The sequence below is a fragment of the Propionibacterium sp. oral taxon 192 str. F0372 genome (genome assembly GCF_000413315.1).
GTDB lineage: Bacteria > Actinomycetota > Actinomycetes > Propionibacteriales > Propionibacteriaceae > Brooklawnia.
The window spans coordinates 288567-305583 of sequence record NZ_KE340297.1 but is presented as its reverse complement, the minus strand read 5'-3'; the positions used below and the strand labels follow the sequence as shown (position 1 = coordinate 305583).

Genomic DNA, 17017 nt, shown 5'->3' with positions numbered 1-17017 from the left:
CTTGCCAGGGCGCAGATGTTTGCACTCGTTTTGGGTGAGTGCTAATAATTGATCTGGCACTCCGAGCCAACGAGTGCCAACGTTCACTGGCAGCCGGTGAGACCCAAGGGTCGTCCGTCGCGGGCATCAGCCGCCGAGTGGGCGGGCCCGAGCGGCCACAACCACAAGACAATCCAACGGGGCCTGGCCCCTGAATGCCAAAGGATTTTCCAAGAACCATGGCAAAACTCATTGAATTCGACAGTGAGGCCCGCAAGGGTCTCGAGAAGGGCATGAACACCCTGGCCGACGCGGTCAAGGTGACCCTCGGCCCCAAGGGTCGCAACGTCGTGCTCGAAAAGTCCTGGGGTGCCCCGACGATCACCAACGACGGCGTGTCCATCGCCAAGGAGATCGAACTCGAGGATCCCTTCGAGAAGATCGGTGCCGAGCTCGTCAAGGAGGTCGCCAAGAAGACCGACGATATCGCTGGCGACGGCACCACCACCGCGACCGTCATCGCCCAGGCGATGGTTCGCGAGGGTCTGCGCAATGTTGCCGCAGGGGCCAACCCGATGGAACTCAAGCGCGGCATTGAGGCGGCTGTGGCCGCTGTCTCCGATCAGCTGGCCGCCATGTCCACCGAGGTGGAGACCAAGGAGCAGATCGCCCAGACCGCGTCCATCTCCGCTGGTGACCACCAGGTTGGCGAGATTATCGCCGAGGCCATGGACAAGGTTGGCAAGGAAGGTGTCATCACCGTCGACGAGTCCAATACCTTCGGCATGGAGTTGGAGCTCACCGAGGGCATGAACTTCGACAAGGGTTACATCTCCGGCTACTTCGTCACCGATGCTGAGCGGATGGAGGCCGTCCTGGACGACCCCTACATCCTGATCGTCGACGGCAAGGTGTCTTCCCTCAAGGAGCTCCTGCCGGTGCTCGAGAAGGTGCAGCAGACCGGTCATCCGCTGATGGTGATTGCCGAGGACGTCGACGGTGAGGCCTTGGCAGGCCTGGTCGTCAACAAGATCCGCGGCACCTTCAAGTCGGTTGCGGTGAAGGCCCCCGGCTTCGGCGACCGTCGTAAGGCGATCCTGGCTGACATCGCCATCCTTACTGGTGGCCAGGTCATCTCCGAGACCGTCGGACTGTCTCTGGAGACCGCCGAGCTTGACCTGCTGGGTCGTGCCCGCACCGTCACCGTCACCAAGGATGACACCACAATCGTCGAGGGCGCGGGCGAGAAGGAGCAGATCGACGCACGGATCAAGCAGATCCGCACCGAGATTGACAATTCCGACTCCGACTACGACCGGGAGAAACTCCAGGAGCGTCTCGCCAAGCTCGTTGGTGGCGTGGCCGTCATCAAGGTCGGTGCCGCCACCGAGGTCGAGATGAAGGAGCGCAAGCACCGCATTGAGGACGCCGTGCGCAATGCCAAGGCGGCTGTCGAGGAGGGCGTGCTGCCTGGTGGCGGTGTAGCTCTGCTCCAGGCTGCAGGGAAGGCCGACATCTCCGGCCTGAGCGCCGAGGAACTCGTTGGTGCTCAGATCGTGCTGGCTGCTGTGGAGGCCCCGCTGAAGCAGATCGCCACCAATGCTGGGCTCGAGGGTGGCGTCGTGGCCGAGAAGGTTAAGTCCCTGCCCGTGGGTGAGGGCCTGAATGCGGCCACCGGTGAGTACGCCAACATGGTCGCATCCGGTATTCTCGATCCGACCAAGGTGACCCGTTCCGCGCTGGCCAACGCGGCCTCCATCGCCGCACTGTTCCTCACCACCGAGGCGGTCATCGCCGACAAGCCTGAGAAGGCTCCCGCGATGCCGGGTGGTGCCGAAGGCATGGACGGCATGTACTGATCCGAAGCACTGTAAGCCCGCGGGGCGGGGAGCCGATTGGTTCCCCGCCCCGCGGCATGTTGGGCTTGTGGCGTACGTGCGTTCTCGCAGCAGTTCTTCTCATATCGGGGACATCCGTCGCGATCGTTTCGATGCATTGCGGGTGCCCTCATGATGTCTGGTGACAGGGCAGCGATAGGTTTGGATCATGGTTGATGCAGCAGCGATTCGTGAACGTCTTACCGCGGTTCTCCCCAAGGTCACCGACGAGTTGGTCGAGTTGGTTGCGATCCCCTCGATCAGCGCCCAGCCCCAGTACGCCGCCGAGGTGGCCCGGGCTATCGACGTCATCGCTGCTCACCTTGACGAACTGGGTGCCACTCGGCTGGATGTCGTCTCCGCCGGTGGGCATCCTGCGTTGATTGCCCACTTCGACGTTGATCCCGCACTGCCCACCGTCTGTCTGTACGCGCATACCGACGTCCAGCCCACCGGCGAGGTCTCCCAATGGACTTCCGCGCCCTTCGAAGCCACTCGGCGCGGGGACCGGCTGTATGGCCGCGGAACCGCCGACGACAAGGCCGGTGTGGCGGCCCACTTGGCTGCCTTGGGAGCCTTTGACGGTAAGCCGCCGGTCAATGTGATCGTCTTGGTCGAGGGTGAGGAGGAGATGGGCTCACCCACCTTGGGCAAGATTCTCGCCGAGCACCGTGACGAACTTACGGCCGACCTCTACATCATTGCCGATTGTGGTAACTGGGCCATCGGCCAGCCCGCTTTCACAACGTCGTTGCGTGGTGTTGTCGATTGTGTTGTCGAGGTGCGCACGTTGGAGCACGCGGTGCATTCCGGCCAGTTCGGTGGGATCGTCCCCGATGCTCTCACCACCCTGTGCCGCCTGCTCGCCACCTTGCACGACGAACAGGGCAACGTTGCCGTCGAAGGCTTAGTATCCAGTGACGAGGTGGCTGTCGACCAGGATGAGGCCACCGTACGCAGCGAATCCTCTCTGCTCGACGGGGTACAGCTCATCGGCACCGGGGCATTCACCTCGCGCACCTGGACCAAGCCGTCGATCTCGATCATTGGCTTGGACACCACTTCGATCGCCGATTCCTCTAACACCCTCATTCCGATGGCCAAGGCACGGATCTCGCTGCGTGTGGCCCCCGGGGACACCCCGGCCAATGCCTGGAACTGCCTGAAAACCCACCTGGAAAGTCATGTCAGTTGGAATGCCCAGCTCACCGTCACCAATGGCGAATCCGCTTCCCCAGCCCTGATAACTCTGGAGCATGGACTGCAGGAGAAGGCTAATCGTGCTTGGCGCGCTGCTTTCGGCGTGGACCCGCTGCTGATCGGTACTGGTGGAACAATCGGGATGATCGCCGAGTTCCAGGCCGCCTTTCCCGATGCAGGGGTCTTGGGCACCGCCGTGTCCGACCCCGACTGTCGCATGCATGGCATCGACGAGTCGTTGCATGTGCCGGACTGGGAGAAGGTCTGTCTGGCCGAGGCGCTGCTCCTGGCCGAACTGGGGGAATGAATCGCATCTGGCGCCGCGGTGCCATGGACATGTCCGGCAGGAAGGCATTAGGGTAGCCTCACCGAATAGTGGGAGGCTGCACATGGACGACGTTGTCGGGTGCGATGGGCTGAATGCGAACGCAACCGCCTTGTCGATGGTTCTGCGGATGCTGCACGGGGATGGGTTTGCCCAGCTGATCGACTATCGACAGGTGATCACCATCAACTCCTTGGTTCACGGGATGACGTGCGACGGGCGGCTCGTCGTGGCTGTCAGCCCACAGCCGGGCGATCCGGTCGATGAGATGCCCTTCGCCCAGGGCATTGATGTCCGTCTGGATATCACCAAGGAATCGCCCGAGCCCGATCTCCAGATGATCGTCGCGACCTTGCACGGGTTGGGGGTGCTGCGCTGGGCCCCCGAGGCCACCCGCACCGCGATGATCGAGGGCAACATCCTTCCTCCGGAGGTCGAGATGGTTGCCTCCCTGCCCAACGGGCGACTCGGATTGGTTGAGGTACCGCGACTGCTGTTGCATGACGCCGAGGGAGTGCGCTCCTTTGATCATGAGCTGTTGCGTGCCGATGGCATGCTCGGTTCTCCTCGTTTCTTGCAGGGAGTCGACCAGATTGAGGCATTCCACATGGTGCAAGCCATGGGCACCGATGCGGTTCATGCGATCCACCGGTGTGTGCTCACCGGCAAGCTGACCGGCAGGGTGCGTAGCCACAGCGCCGAACGGACCGACTGCGCGCATGTGTGGGGGCAGATGTATTGCGCCGACATCGACGCCACCGGGATCACGTGGCTGCAAGTGCTTCCCGAGGCGACCACCTCGATCTTCGTAGCCTTCGACAAGGGCGTCACGACCCTGGAGGATCTCACCGGGCAACTCGACCGGCTCTTGCTCGTTGCCGTGGTACACGATGGGGTTGTCTGAGCCGTCATGGGCGGCCCCATGGCGGGCACGAAACATGCCTCAGGCAGGATGATGTGCTTCAACCCTGTGGGTGTAGGGCCGAGTCTCACACCCACGTGATGCTCAATCGAGCACCAGATCTGCCGAGGCGCGCAGCGCTTCCAGCACCAATGGTGAACCATCCGAGTGCAAGGTGCAGTTCGGCGCGATGATCAGTTGGTCGTCGGCTTGACGGCGGGCATCCAGCACCTGCTCAAAGACTTGGCTGGGAGTCCAGTACAAGGATGTCACCTCGTCGAGGCCGAGCATCGGGATCCACCCGAAATCGCTTTTTGCTGTGGCGATTGTCGGAGCTGAGTCCTTGTCCGACCAACTCAGTACTTCCACCGGGTAGTCGCGGATCAGCTCGGGATCAGCCTCCATCCCGTGCAGGTGAGCGATGCGCACCAATGGGGCCGCAGCCTCAAGGACTTGCTTGTCGTAAGGGGCGATCCAGTCACAGAATTCTTCGGGGGACAACCCCCAACTGGTCGGATCCTTTGAGGCCCCGTTGACCGCCAGGAAGACCGCATCCACCTCAAGTTTGCCGAGCTGTACGGCCCAGGCTGACAACTGGGCGGCCACCCGCGAGATGGTGCGATGAGCCAGTTGCGGGTCGGCTCTGAAGAAATCAACCACTCGATCACCTAGAGCACGCACCAGTGTCTGGTTCGGGGAGAAGATCGTCTCAATGATGGCCCTGTCGGGTTCTTCCGCCCGGATGATCCGCAGTACTTCGGACTGCTTGACCAGATTGGCCGGAACCGCCTCGGGATCTGGACTGATCAACTCGAACTGTGCTGGATCGGTGATCTCGGTGAGACCGGCAGGAATTTCCAGCCGAAAATCATCCATCACTTTGATGTAGTCCCAGTCATAGTGGCGGATGAAACGCAAGTGGGCCTCGGCCACCTGCTCCGGGGCCCAGAATGAGGAGCCGTGGTGGATCCACCCACCGACCGGCGGCCGGTCGGCCTGCTGGCCGCTGGCGGCACTGAGGAATCGTTCACGCCTGGTGATCATTCTGTTTCTCCGTTCGCAATCGTGCGGCCCAGGTAAGCCTCCTGGACCCGAGGGTTGTCAAGCAGTTCTGCGGCTTCACCGGACAGCACCATGTCCCCGGTGGCCAGTACGTAGCCTCGATGGGCGATGGACAGGGCGAGTTCAGCCTGCTGCTCGACCATTAGGATCGTGATACCCAGATCACGGTTCAGGTCAGCAATACTCGCGAGCACCTCGTCGACGAGCTTGGGGGACAACCCCATCGTCGGCTCATCCATGCAGATCAGTCGGGGACCGCTCATGAGAGCGCGGGCGAAGGCCAGCATCTGCTGCTCACCGCCTGACATGGTTCCTGCTGTCTGGGTGCGACGCTCGGCGAGCCTGGGGAAGCGGTCATATTGCTCGGCTAGGCGCTGTCGGATGAGGTGCCGGTCACGGCAAGTGTAGGCGCCTATCAGCAGGTTCTCCTCCACAGTCATCGGGCCGAAGATCCGACGGGCTTCGGGAACCGAAGCGATACCGGAAGCGATACGCCGTGGGGTGGGCCAGGTGGTGATCTCATGACCATCCCACCTGATGGCTCCCGATGTGGGATGCACCAGGCCCAGGATGGTCTTCATGGTCGTTGATTTGCCTGAGGCATTGCCACCCAGCAAACAGACGATCTCTCCGGAATTCATCATCAGATCGATGCCGTTGAGTGCCTTGACCATCCCGTAGCTGACCTTGATCTGGTTCAACTCGATGAGGCTCATGACTTCCTCCCCAGATAAGCGTCGATGACCGCAGGATCTGTGCGCACCCGGGCCGGAGGGCCGGAAGCGATCACCTGACCCCCATCCATCACGTAGACCCAGTCGGACAGGGTCATCACCAGATCTAGCTTGTGTTCAACGAGTAGCATCGCCTGCCCTGATGCCTTCAGTTCCAGCAACTGTTTGAGCATCTCGGCAGTCTCTGACTGGTTCATCCCGGCGGTCGGTTCATCAAGCACCAAGAGCTCGGGGCCTGCGACCAACGATCGGGCGATCTCGGTGCGCCGACGATTGGCATAGGACAGGGTGTGGGCCAAGTGATTCTGCCGGGGGCCGAGCCGCTCCGGGAAACGGTTCACCTGTTCGTTGACACGTTCTTGGGCCTCGGCGAGTTCTCGTCGTGCAGCAGGGGTCGGAAAACAGGCGAGCAGAACCTCAGCGAGCATTGGCAGCCAGGCCATCAGCGGGTGGGCGGCGAAGACCTTGAACGGACGGTTCGCACGTAGCCCCAGATGGGTTCCGATCTCAATGTTCTCGTTGACGCTCAGATTGCCGAAAACCCGCCCGTTCTGGAAAGTACGCAGTATTCCCGAGGCTGCGACCTGTTCCGGGTGCCTGGCAGGCAGCGGGTGTCCGTTGATCAGGATCGTTCCTGCGTCGGGGCGCAGCACCCCGGTGACCAAGTTGAGGGTGGTGGTCTTGCCCGACCCGTTGGGGCCGATGATTGATACCGTCTGATGTTCGGCAACCCGCAGGCCGACCCCGTTCACGGCTCTCAACCCGGAGAAGGATTTGCTCAGTCCGGTGATCTCGAGCACATTCATGATGCCCTCCTCATCCACAGTCCCTGCGGGCGGAAGCGGATCATGACAATCATGATTACCCCATAAGCGAGAATCCTAACGTCGTTGGCTATGCGCAGCGCCTCGGGCAATCCAACCAGCACAACGGCCCCGATGACCGCCCCGAAGGGGGAGTTCAGTCCACCGAGCACGACGATGGTCAACACCAGAATCGACATCTGAATGGTGAATACCGTGGGATCAATGTAGTTGTATTGATGGGCGAGCAGCGCGCCTGCGACACCCGCGCAGAAGGAGCAGACTGCATAGGCCAAGGCTTTGTAGTCCCGGGTGTGGATTCCCAGGCACCGGGATGCGGTCTCATCAGAGCCCACCCCGGCTAACACGGTACCCAAGTGAGAGTGCTGGATGCGCAGCACCACCCACAGCACCAGCATCACGATCACTAAGTCCAGCAGATAGTGCTGGACAGGGGTGATCAGTACCGTACCGAAGAACTGCGGTGCCGGAATCCCAGCGATCCCATAGGCGCCGTTGGTCACTGGTTCCCAGTTCAGGATCACCCCGACGACGACATAAGCCAGGGCCATCGTCGCCATGGAAACGTAGTGCCCGTTGAGCCGCCAGATCGGCAGAGTGATTAGGGTGGAGATCACCATCGCAGCTGCTCCGCCAGCCAGCAGGCCCATGGCGAATGGTAGGTCAAGTTCGGTCGTCAGTAGTGCTGAGGCATAGGCTCCGATTGCCACGGGTGCCGCTTGCCCCAGCGAGACCTGCCCCACCGACCCGGCAAGCAGAACCATCGGAATGGCCATGATCGCGTAAATGGCGACCTGTGAACCAGCCGAAGCGACCACCGGTCCGGCGACGAATGGCAACCCGATTGCTGAGGCTCCCAGACCGGCCCATCCCCACTTGCCGATCGGGATGGACCGACCCGCTCCCAAGAAGGTCCCAGTCATTGGTTCGGTAGTCACGGTCCTGCGTGAGCCGAACAACCCGTGCGGGCGCACCAGCAGCACGACGAGGAACAGACCGAAGATGAAAACGTCACGAAAACCTCCGCCGAACTGGTAAATACCCAAGGCTTCCAGCAGCCCGATGAGCAGCCCACCGGCCACCGCGCCGCTGATGGAGCCCAGCCCGCCCAGGGCGGCCGCGACGAATCCGACGGTGCCGGTGAACGAGGCCGAGGTGGGGGTGACTATTCCCGAGTACATACCGAAGAAGACCCCGCCGATCCCACCGAGTACTGAAGCCAGAATGAAGGACAGGTTCTGCACCCGGCGCACCTCCACCCCCATCTGCTGGGCTGCGTCCGGATCGGCTGCGGAGGCTCGGATCGCCCGCCCGTCGCGGCCAAACCTGAGATAGGCGCCCAGGGCCAGCATCGTCACCAAAGTGAAGCCGAAAGTGACCAGGTCGCTGGTGCCCAATGACAGCCCAGCAAGTTGGATGTTATCGGTGGGCAGCGGCTCGGGGTAGGCACGGGTCTCGGTGGAAAACACCATCTGCGAGAAATTGTCTAGAACCATGGAGGCTGCGAAGGTGGTGAGCAGGGCCGCGATCGGGGGCGCCTTGATGAGCGGGCGCACGGTCGTGAGATTGACCAACCAGCCGATCACCGCAGCCGAGACGCCCACGGCCACCAGAGAGAGCCACCATGGCCAACCAAGCACTCCGATGTACCACCAGCCGAGCATTGCCCCGAACCCCATGATGGAGCCCTGGGCGAAGTTCACGACGTTGGTGACGCCGAAGATCAAGGAGATGCCCACGGCAACGAGCGCGTACACGTTGCCGTGGACGAGTCCGGAGATGATTGTGTCAAGCATTAGGTCAACTTTTCGTAGGCGCCGTTGCGGACCACCAGCGGCAACAGCGGAACATTGTTGGGACGCCGGTCCTCGCCGAAGGTGAACTCCCCGAACTGGGCGGAGGTGAAACTACCGCCCTCGTTGAGTCCTCGGAATACGCCTTCTCGAGTGGCTCCGCCGCGCTCGGCGGCCTGGGCCAGGATGCGTAAGGCATCGTAGGCGTAGACGGAGAACACCGAAGGGTCATGACCATAGGCGTCTCGGAACTTCTGGTACAGCTGTGTGACGGTGGCCGAGTCATTGCCGATCAACAGGTTCTCGCTGATGATCGTGCCTTCTGCAGCATTCCCGGCCGCTTCAATGAATTGCGGGGTTGACTGTCCGCCGAAGAACTCCTTGTCCCAACCCAATTCGCGGAGCTGACGCACCACCCGTGCGCCGTCGGGGGCATAACCGATGTGGACGATGGCATCGGGTTGGGCGTCTCTAGCCTTGATCAGCACGGGGCGGTAGTCTTCAGAATCGGCCTGGATTGCTGATTCGTAGGCGATGTCCAGACCGATTCTTTCGGCCTCCTGCTTGAAGGCATCGAAGGAGGACTTGCCCCAGTCGGACTGCAAGTAGACGACGGACACCTTATCGGAGTGCTGTTTCACGAGTTCTGCGGCTTTGGTTTGGTAATAGGCCTGGGTGAGGATGGAACTCCACATGTGGTCACCGCCCTGGGTGAACCCTGCCGCCGAATTGGTGAAGCCAAATTGCACCATGCCTGCCTGCTGGTAGGTTGCCGAGGCCGCCATTGAGGCCGGCGAGCTGAAATCCCCAAGTTCGGCGACGATGGTCTTGTCAGCGACGAATTTCTGCGCGATTGGCACCGATTGCTTCGGGTCTGACTGGGAATCTTCCCAAACTAATTCCAGGGGGACGCCATTGATGCCGCCGTCGGCGTTGATCTCCTGGAGGGCCAGATCGAAGCCTTCTCTCCAGTAGGTGCCGTACTCGGCGCTGGGTCCGGTGATGGGACCGGACACCCCGAAGCGCACGTTATCGCTGCCGGAGGAATTTGATGAGGAACCGTTGGTGGCCGAGCAGGCCCCGAGCAGACTGAGTGTGGAAATGGCCAGGGCAGCCATCAATTTCTTGCTGAATGCGGGCATGGGTGATCCTGTGTTCGGGTGAATGACAATGACATCCGACGACAACTCCGCAAGGAACTGCCAGCGGAGGGAAAAGTCGTTTAACGGAGGTGACTCAAACCTTTGTCATCCCGGCCATGACGGGCCGGGGAGTGAATACGCGCTGGTCAGATCAACGACAGCAGCGACAACAACAAGGACAGCTGCACATGGTGAGGCCCTGATCGACCATGATGGCCAGGCCTGCAGATGCGTGCATGATGCCTCCTTGGGGTATGAACAATTTTCAATCTATGATGCTCGACGCCATGTGTCAAAGTCGTTCACGATGTGGACGTACAGATGCCGAGGTGAACCAGAAACCACGTCGTTTCGGTTATTCGCCGCGGTGAGTATGGGAACAGGCATCAGCTGACACGACGAGGGCCGCACCCGAATGGGTGCGGCCCTTGAAGGTTCTGCGATGGGGGTGAACTCCTGTGAGCCCGATCCCCCCGGGATCAGCGTGCCTCGTAGGAGGCGCAGTTCGCCACGTCGTCGAGATTAATACCGGCAGCGGTGCACAGCAGGTCGGAGTTGTGCTTGCATTCCAGACGCTTGCAGGCACCGACCTGACCGTTGGCCGAGGAGAGCCCGGCGCGGGCGTCGATGATGGTGAGAGTTTCGCAGGCTGCCTTCTCGGCGCCTCCGATGGTAACGGCGACGGCGGTGCAACCGTTGTTGTTGAAGGCGCACTTGGTGGCGGCGCAAGCCTTAACTGCGGTGATGGTGCTCATAAGATCAGAACCTTTCAGATGTGTTCATGGTGGCGGTCAACCACCTCGATGAACACGACGCTAAACCGTCCCGAATCGACTGGCAACAAAACTCAGGGCAGCCTTGGCGAGGGAAGTTGCCCCTTGCTAAGGCAAGCCTGAACTCGGTCCTTGGCATTCTCAGCCTTGATTGGCGAGGGCGATCTCCTCATTCTCGATCGCGGCGATCTTTGCGAATCGTTGTTTGAATTCTTCGTCGGTCTCGCCCTTGAAGCGTGCGCTCAGGAAGGCATCGCAGATTGCCTTGGCCATCTCCGGTCCCACGACGAAGGCCCCGAAGGCGATGATCTGGGAGCCGTTGTTCTCCCGGGTGTGCCGCGCGGTGAACGGCTCTGAGCAGACCGCAGCCCGGATACCGCGCACCTTGTTCGCCGAGATCGAGATGCCGATCCCGGTGCCACAAATCAGTACTCCACGCTCGATCTCGCCGTCACGAATCGCGTGGGCCACACGACGGGCATAGGTGGCCGAGTATTCGGGGGTTTCGTCCTCGGCAGGACCATAGTCGATGACCTCATGCCCTTGCTCGGCCAGGTGCTGTTTGACGATCTTCTTCAGCTCGAACCCCGAGCCGTCGCTGCCAATGCCTACCTTCATTGCCGCTCCCAGTGTCGTATTGCCGTATTCAGCACCCCTCATGGTGCCAGACGTTCCCTGTGCCAATTCCCGTCGACCAGCCGGTAACGCAACCGGTCGTGTAACCGTGACGTGCGGCCCTGCCAGAACTCCCAGGTATCCGGCACCAGCCGGAACCCTCCCCAATGCTCGGGCCGTGGGGGATTCAGTCCGAATTTCGTGGTGAGCGTGGCGACGTTCTTCACTAGCACCGCGCGATTGGCGATCACCTCTGACTGCGGGGAGGCCCAGGCGCCCAGACGTGAATCGAGTGGACGCACGTTGAAATATGCGTCGGATTCCTCGGGCGAAACCTTCTCCACCCGGCCCTCAATGCGCACCACCCGTTCCAGTTCCACCCAGTGGAACTGGAGGGCTGCCATCGGATTCGCCGCAAGTTCCTGTCCCTTGCGGGAGTTGTAGTTGGTGTAGAAAACGACTCCCCGCTCGTCGATGTCCTTGATGAGTACCACGCGAGTTGAGGGTCGGCCGTCAGCGCCTACAGTGGCCAAGGTCATGGCATTGGGCTCGGGCACCTTGGCCTTCTCGGCTTGGGTGAACCATTTCTCGAACATCTGCAGTGGGGCGCTGGTGGCCTCGGATTCGTCGAGTTCCCCGCGCTCGTAGTTCTTGCGTTGATCAGCCAGCCTTCTCACGCCCTCATGATAGGCCGACTCCTTCACGGGTGGCGGGCGGGCCTATCCGAAGCGAACAGCCCCGGAGCGGTCCGGGGCCGTTCAACGATCCGTCAGTTCATTTGACACGAGGGATGACGATGTTCTCGCACTTGCGTCCCTTGAGAACGTCGATCGGGTTCTGCACGGTGCGGCGCTTCAGCTCGGCGTAGGATTCCTCCGAGTAGAAAGCGGCGTGCGGGGTGATGATGACTCGTTCGCAGGATGCGATCGGGTCACTCGGGTCGAGCGGCTCGGTCTCCAGCACGTCGAGCCCCGCCCCCAGCAGTTTCCCAGAGGCGATCGCCCGGTGTACCGCCGCGGTGTCGACAACCCCGCCACGAGCGGTGTTGACCAGGATAGCGCCATCCTTCATTGTCGCGATGGTCTCGTCGTTAATCAGATGCTTGGTGGATTCCAGCAGCGGTACGTGGAGGGACAGCACGTCGGAATTGGCCAGCACCTCCTCAAGAGTCGTGGTGGTGAACCCGTCGATCTCGGTACCCGGTGCCATCAGGGCGTCGTAGGCGATGACTTTGAAGCCCAGCCCGCGGGCCTTCTCGGCGGTGGCGCGGCCGATGAGTCCGAAGCCGATGAGACCGAAAGTCTGGTTGCGGAACTGGCGGATCGGTGCGGCCTTCGCGACATCGGCTGAGGATGCACGAGCCACCTTCTCCAAGCCCGGAAGATTACGGACCAGGGAAACGGCCAAGGCAATCGCGTGATCAGAGACCGAATGGGTGCCGAAATCCGGCACATTGACCACGGTGATGCCGCGCTCCTCGGCAGCGGCCAGGTCGACGGTGTCCAGGCCCACACCGTACCGGCCGATGACCTTCAACTCCGGTAGGAGAAAATCCATCACCTCGGCATCAATGGTGGCGTACTGGGCGACGATGGCGTCGGTGCCCTTCGCGCGCGGGTCCAAACCGGCACCGCGATCCCCATCGAGGAAGGTCAGCTCGACACCCTCGTTTGCGCAGATCTCCTTCTCGATGTCATGGCTTTCGTGGTCAAGATCGGTGATGGTCAGACGCATTGCGGTCCCTTCAAAACGGTTGTGGCTCAAATCGCCACCATGGTATCGGCCGGGGATACGCCCCGAATGCGGTTGCCATTCCCGGGCAACAAGGCCGCCAGCATGGACGAGCAGTTGCCGTGGGCGTAGTGTGTCGCCCGACAACAGCGTGTACACGCCCCGATCCCGTCGATGCTGACGGTGGCGTGCCCGCAGTCTGCCGACACCATGGCGGTATCGGATCTGATGAAACGCGAAAGGTATGTCGATGAGCAACACCCCGGTTGATGAAACCAGGGCTGAAGTGCCGGGTTCCCTGGTGATCCCCAAGGCCCCGCAGAGCCTTCGCTCCAAGGCGGGTATGTTCAAGTACCTCGGCCCGGGCCTGATCATGGCCTCGGCCTCGATCGGTTCTGGTGAGTTGTTCTTCTCCTCCAGGGGTGGGGCCATCTTTGGCTATACCTTGTTATGGACCTTCCTGGCCTGTGCGATGCTCAAGGGAGTGGTGGTCTACTCCGGAACTCGCTACATCACCTTGACCGGCGAATCACCCTTCGCCCGCTTCGGCCAGGTGTTGCCGGGGCCAAAGAACTGGTTCCCAGTTTTGCTGGGCGTCTTCGCCGTGGTTTCCTTCCCCTCCTGGTGTGGTGGTTTCGCATCCTTCCTAGGACAGTGGAGTGTGTGGACCTTCGGCTTCGGATACCCCAAGGTGTGGGCGACGTTTTGGATCCTGCTCGCCTTCTCCTCCCTGTTCATTGGGGCTTACAAGTACATTGAGGGATTCCAGACCGTGGTTGTGGCCACCATGGTGCTGTTCGTGCTCATTGCCGTGGTCGTATGTAACCCAGACTTCCTTGATGTGCTGCGCGGCCTGGTCCCGTCGATCCCCGACGGTTACCAAGCCTGGGTGCAGGAGAAATACCCCAAGGTGGCGGCCAAACCGATCTCCTTGGAGATCATCTCCTACTTGGGCGCTATCGGCGGTGGCACCTATGACTACATCGGTTACATTGGCATGTACAACGAGAAGAAATGGGGCATGTTGGGTACCCCTGACCTTGAGGAACTGCGTGCGAAGCTAATCACTCTCAAGGCCGGGGAGCGTATCCCCATGGATGTTTCCGAGGAGAACGCCGTCGAGGTCAAGACCTGGAACCGGGCTCCGGTCTTCGATACCGTAGTTTCCTTCGTTGCTGTTTTTGTTTTCTCTGCGGCCTTCATGATTCTGGGAAATGTGATCTTGGGTGCTGATGGACTGCAGGCACTGCCCGACAACGACGCCATCATGCAGAACCAGGCTTCTTTCTTCTCTCAGATCACCCCGGCTCTGGTGTACTTCTATAAGTTGGCAGTTTGGGCTGCTTTCTTTGGCTCGATGCAGGCCTCGGGCACCGTGATGTATGCCCACACCTTCTACGAATGCTTCGCTCCCGCTATCCGCATGGTCCGTACCATGGATTGGTTTAAGTTACGGTTGCTCGTTGCGTGTATCTATTCCGGTGGCGGGGTGATCTTGGTGTGGACCGGTCTCAAATTTGAGACCCTAGTCTCCTTTGGATCGCTGATCGGTGGGGTGTTGTCGATTGGTTTGTGGGCCATCGCGATGTTCTACACCGATGCCAAGTTCCTGCCGAAGCGCTATCAGATGCACCCGGTGATGAGGGTACTGCTACTAGTGAGCGGCATTGTCATGACCGCCATGGGTGTTGTCGCCACTTTGCAGTTCTTCGGTGTCTTCTGATCGTCGGGTTATCCGGATGATATTGAGCAATCTGCCGGGTTGGTGTGTGGGGTGGTGAACCGCGTACCGCACACCAACTGCAAACGGAGGAAACCATGAGGAATGCCGTCAACTTGATCACCGCGCTGTCGTGCATGGTGATCTCGGCCGGTTTCTTCTCCCGGCACAATCTGTTTGTCGGCGGGGTCGTCGCCGGGGTTGGAGTGCTCTACGTCTGGAAGGCGGTCGCGCAGGGACGCCGAAGGGGCATCGGGGCGGGTAGCGATGCCCCCAAGCCGATTCCGAATGATGCCGAGACCGCGGCCCTGCGTGCTGAACTCGAGGGTTCCCTCGTCGAGTACCGCAGCAGAATGAAGCTCACTCGTGGCCTGTTCATCCTGTTATCCGGGGCCGTAGCCTTCGTCCTTGTCGTTTTCGGCAACATCGCCTTGGGGCTGGGCATCTGCCCGTTTGCTGCTGGGGCCGGTTGGCTGTTTTGGCGAAACGCCAAGGCGGTGCAGCTGCTGGAGGAGAATCTCTGATCGCTGCTGGTGGCTTAGGATTGCCGTGTGATTTCCTGCATGCCCGATGACGGTCCTCACGAGGAGTGCGGCGTCTTCGGTGTATACGCACCGGGCGAGGTCGTCTCCAAGCTCACCTACTACGGGTTGTTTGCCCTGCAGCACCGTGGCCAGGAATCTGCGGGCATGGCCGTTGGTGACGGCGAGCGGATCACTGTCTTCAAGGACATGGGGCTGGTCTCCCAGGTGTACAACGAAGCCACCCTCAACTCTTTGACCGGTCATCTTGCGGTGGGGCACACTCGTTACTCGACTACTGGCTCCTCGGAATGGGTGAATGCCCAGCCAACCTTCCGGGAGGTGGCCGGCGGGTCGCTGGCCTTGGCTCACAACGGTAATCTGACGAATACCGACGAGTTGGAACGGCTGGTCATGGCCGTCTCGGGAGACTCCGAGGTGCCGCGCAAACTGCGGATGGACTCCTCCAACGACACCGCCTTGATCATCGCGTTGATGGCCGCGATCGGCTACCACGACCCCGGTCGCTCCATCACTTCGATCGCTGTTGAGGTGCTGCCAAAACTCGTTGGGGCGTTCTCATTGGTCTTCATGACGGAGAACTCGCTGTTTTGTGCCCGCGATTCGCATGGGGTGCGTCCCTTGGTGCTCGGTCGCTTGGAGCATGGCTGGGTGGTTGCCTCCGAGACGGCTGCCCTAGACATCGTCGGTGCGGTGTTCGTGCGTGAGGTGGAACCGGGAGAACTCATCACGATCGACGAGGCCGGAGTGCATTCACGGCGTTTCGCCGAGCCTACCCCCAAGGGCTGCCTATTCGAATATGTCTACGTTGCCCGCCCTGACACAGTCATCGCAGGAAAATCGGTGCAAGCGGCCCGGGAACGAATCGGACGCAGGCTTGCCGTTGAGCACCCGATCAACGCCGACCTGGTGATCCCGGTACCCGATTCGGGCACTCCCTCGGCTTTGGGGTATGCCCACGAGTCGGGCATTCGTTTCGGGCTGGGCCTGGTCAAGAACAACTACGTGGGCCGTACCTTCATCCAACCGACCCAGACGATTCGTCAGTTGGGCATCCGGCTGAAACTGAACCCGCTGCGTGAGGTCATCGAAGGCAAACGCCTGGTGGTGATCGACGACTCGATCGTGCGCGGTAACACCACCCGCTCGCTGATCCGCATGCTGCGCGAGGCGGGGGCGGCCGAGGTGCACGTCCGGATTGCATCCCCGCCGGTGGAATGGCCCTGTTTCTACGGTCTTGACTTTGCCACCCGGGCCGAGCTGATCGCTCCCGGGATGAGCATCGAACAGATCTGCCAGGCGATCGGCGCCGACTCCTTGGGCTATATCTCCTTAACCGGTTTGCAGGAGGCCGTCGGCTTATCGGCCCAGGTGTTGTGCTCGGCGTGTTTCGACGGTAAGTACCCGATCCGGATACCCGAGAAGGTAGCTACCACGCTCGGCATTGACCAAGACGACACATGAGTGAATCGGCCTATGCCCGCGCCGGAGTCGACATTGAGGCCGGTGGCCGGGCCACATCCACCGACGGGGTGGGCACCAAGGTGGCCATCGCCCAGGCGCTCGGTATTCACAACACCGTTGGCTGGGATTTGGTGGGCATGCTGGTCGACGATCTCGTCGTGTGCGGCGCCGAGCCCTTGTTTCCTAACCGACTACAAGTCACGTGTCATGACCTGGTGTCAGTATGCGGTCCTCGCTCGAACCACGGATCGATCTGTTGGTGAGCAATGAAGAGTACTTTCGCAAAGTAACGCTTCGTTTTATCGGGGACGCCTGCCAAACTAGCTGTGGCGGGC

15 protein-coding genes and 1 pseudogene are annotated in these 17017 nt (G+C 61.1%); 7 read left to right on the top strand and 9 right to left on the bottom strand.

The features are described from left to right. Nucleotides 1–218: 218 nt before the first annotated feature. The 3 genes from groL (at nt 219) to HMPREF1531_RS01460 (ending at nt 4285) form a co-directional block, all read left to right on the top strand. Nucleotides 219–1838, top strand: a complete 1620-nt coding sequence (gene groL / locus HMPREF1531_RS01470) for a chaperonin GroEL (protein WP_016668112.1) — start codon at nt 219–221, stop codon at nt 1836–1838. Nucleotides 1839–2025: 187 nt separating this feature from the next. After that, entirely contained in the window at nt 2026–3363 is a 1338-nt protein-coding gene (locus HMPREF1531_RS01465) for a M20/M25/M40 family metallo-hydrolase (protein WP_016668111.1), read from the top strand. An 82-nt stretch (nt 3364–3445) separates the two neighbouring features. Next, nucleotides 3446–4285 (top strand): hypothetical protein, encoded by an 840-nt coding sequence (locus HMPREF1531_RS01460; protein WP_016668110.1) that lies wholly within the window; start codon nt 3446–3448, stop codon nt 4283–4285. Between the two features lie 102 nt (nt 4286–4387). Here HMPREF1531_RS01460 and HMPREF1531_RS01455 read toward each other — a convergent pair whose 3' ends face one another. The 9 genes from HMPREF1531_RS01455 to HMPREF1531_RS01415 all read right to left on the bottom strand — a co-directional run bounded on the left by HMPREF1531_RS01455 (nt 4388) and on the right by HMPREF1531_RS01415 (nt 12959). Continuing rightward, a complete protein-coding gene (locus HMPREF1531_RS01455; protein WP_016668109.1) occupies nt 4388–5326 on the bottom strand; it encodes a uroporphyrinogen decarboxylase family protein in 939 nt (312 codons plus the stop codon). Then, the gene (locus HMPREF1531_RS01450; RefSeq protein ID WP_016668108.1) at nt 5323–6060 is read right to left on the bottom strand and encodes an ABC transporter ATP-binding protein; all 738 of its coding nucleotides are present in this window, start codon (nt 6058–6060) and stop codon (nt 5323–5325) included. Before HMPREF1531_RS01450 ends, HMPREF1531_RS01455 begins: the two co-directional genes overlap by 4 nt. Continuing rightward, a complete protein-coding gene (locus HMPREF1531_RS01445; protein ID WP_016668107.1) occupies nt 6057–6884 on the bottom strand; it encodes an ABC transporter ATP-binding protein in 828 nt (275 codons plus the stop codon). The genes HMPREF1531_RS01450 and HMPREF1531_RS01445 overlap by 4 nt, the downstream gene beginning before the upstream one ends. After that, a complete protein-coding gene (locus HMPREF1531_RS01440) occupies nt 6881–8698 on the bottom strand; it encodes an ABC transporter permease (protein ID WP_016668106.1) in 1818 nt (605 codons plus the stop codon). Before HMPREF1531_RS01440 ends, HMPREF1531_RS01445 begins: the two co-directional genes overlap by 4 nt. Beyond that, complete coding sequence (locus HMPREF1531_RS01435) at nt 8698–9837, bottom strand: ABC transporter substrate-binding protein (RefSeq protein WP_016668105.1); 1140 nt, start codon at nt 9835–9837, stop codon at nt 8698–8700. Before HMPREF1531_RS01435 ends, HMPREF1531_RS01440 begins: the two co-directional genes overlap by 1 nt. A 479-nt stretch (nt 9838–10316) precedes the next feature. Further along, a complete protein-coding gene (locus tag HMPREF1531_RS01430; RefSeq protein WP_036896946.1) occupies nt 10317–10610 on the bottom strand; it encodes a DUF1540 domain-containing protein in 294 nt (97 codons plus the stop codon). A gap of 141 nt (nt 10611–10751) precedes the next feature. Continuing rightward, complete coding sequence (gene rpiB / locus HMPREF1531_RS01425; protein WP_232210207.1) at nt 10752–11270, bottom strand: ribose 5-phosphate isomerase B; 519 nt, start codon at nt 11268–11270, stop codon at nt 10752–10754. Then, entirely contained in the window at nt 11267–11902 is a 636-nt protein-coding gene (gene pdxH, locus HMPREF1531_RS01420; protein ID WP_036897967.1) for a pyridoxamine 5'-phosphate oxidase, read from the bottom strand. The genes rpiB and pdxH overlap by 4 nt, the downstream gene beginning before the upstream one ends. Before the next feature lie 97 nt (nt 11903–11999). Then, nucleotides 12000–12959, bottom strand: a complete 960-nt coding sequence (locus tag HMPREF1531_RS01415) for a C-terminal binding protein (RefSeq protein WP_016668101.1) — start codon at nt 12957–12959, stop codon at nt 12000–12002. Nucleotides 12960–13206: 247 nt separating this feature from the next. Between HMPREF1531_RS01415 and HMPREF1531_RS01410 the strand changes: the two genes are divergently transcribed. The 4 genes and pseudogenes from HMPREF1531_RS01410 to HMPREF1531_RS01395 all read left to right on the top strand — a co-directional run. Further along, nucleotides 13207–14679, top strand: coding sequence for an Nramp family divalent metal transporter (locus HMPREF1531_RS01410; RefSeq protein WP_016668100.1), 1473 nt, complete (start codon nt 13207–13209; stop codon nt 14677–14679). A 95-nt stretch (nt 14680–14774) separates the two neighbouring features. After that, entirely contained in the window at nt 14775–15200 is a 426-nt protein-coding gene (locus HMPREF1531_RS01405) for a hypothetical protein (protein WP_016668099.1), read from the top strand. Nucleotides 15201–15239: 39 nt separating this feature from the next. Then, complete coding sequence (gene purF, locus HMPREF1531_RS01400) at nt 15240–16682, top strand: amidophosphoribosyltransferase (RefSeq protein ID WP_036896940.1); 1443 nt, start codon at nt 15240–15242, stop codon at nt 16680–16682. Further along, a pseudogene (locus HMPREF1531_RS01395) lies at nt 16679–16909 on the top strand (AIR synthase related protein); the annotation flags it as partial. The gene purF and the pseudogene HMPREF1531_RS01395, both read left to right, overlap by 4 nt. Between the last annotated feature and the right edge of the window lie 108 nt (nt 16910–17017).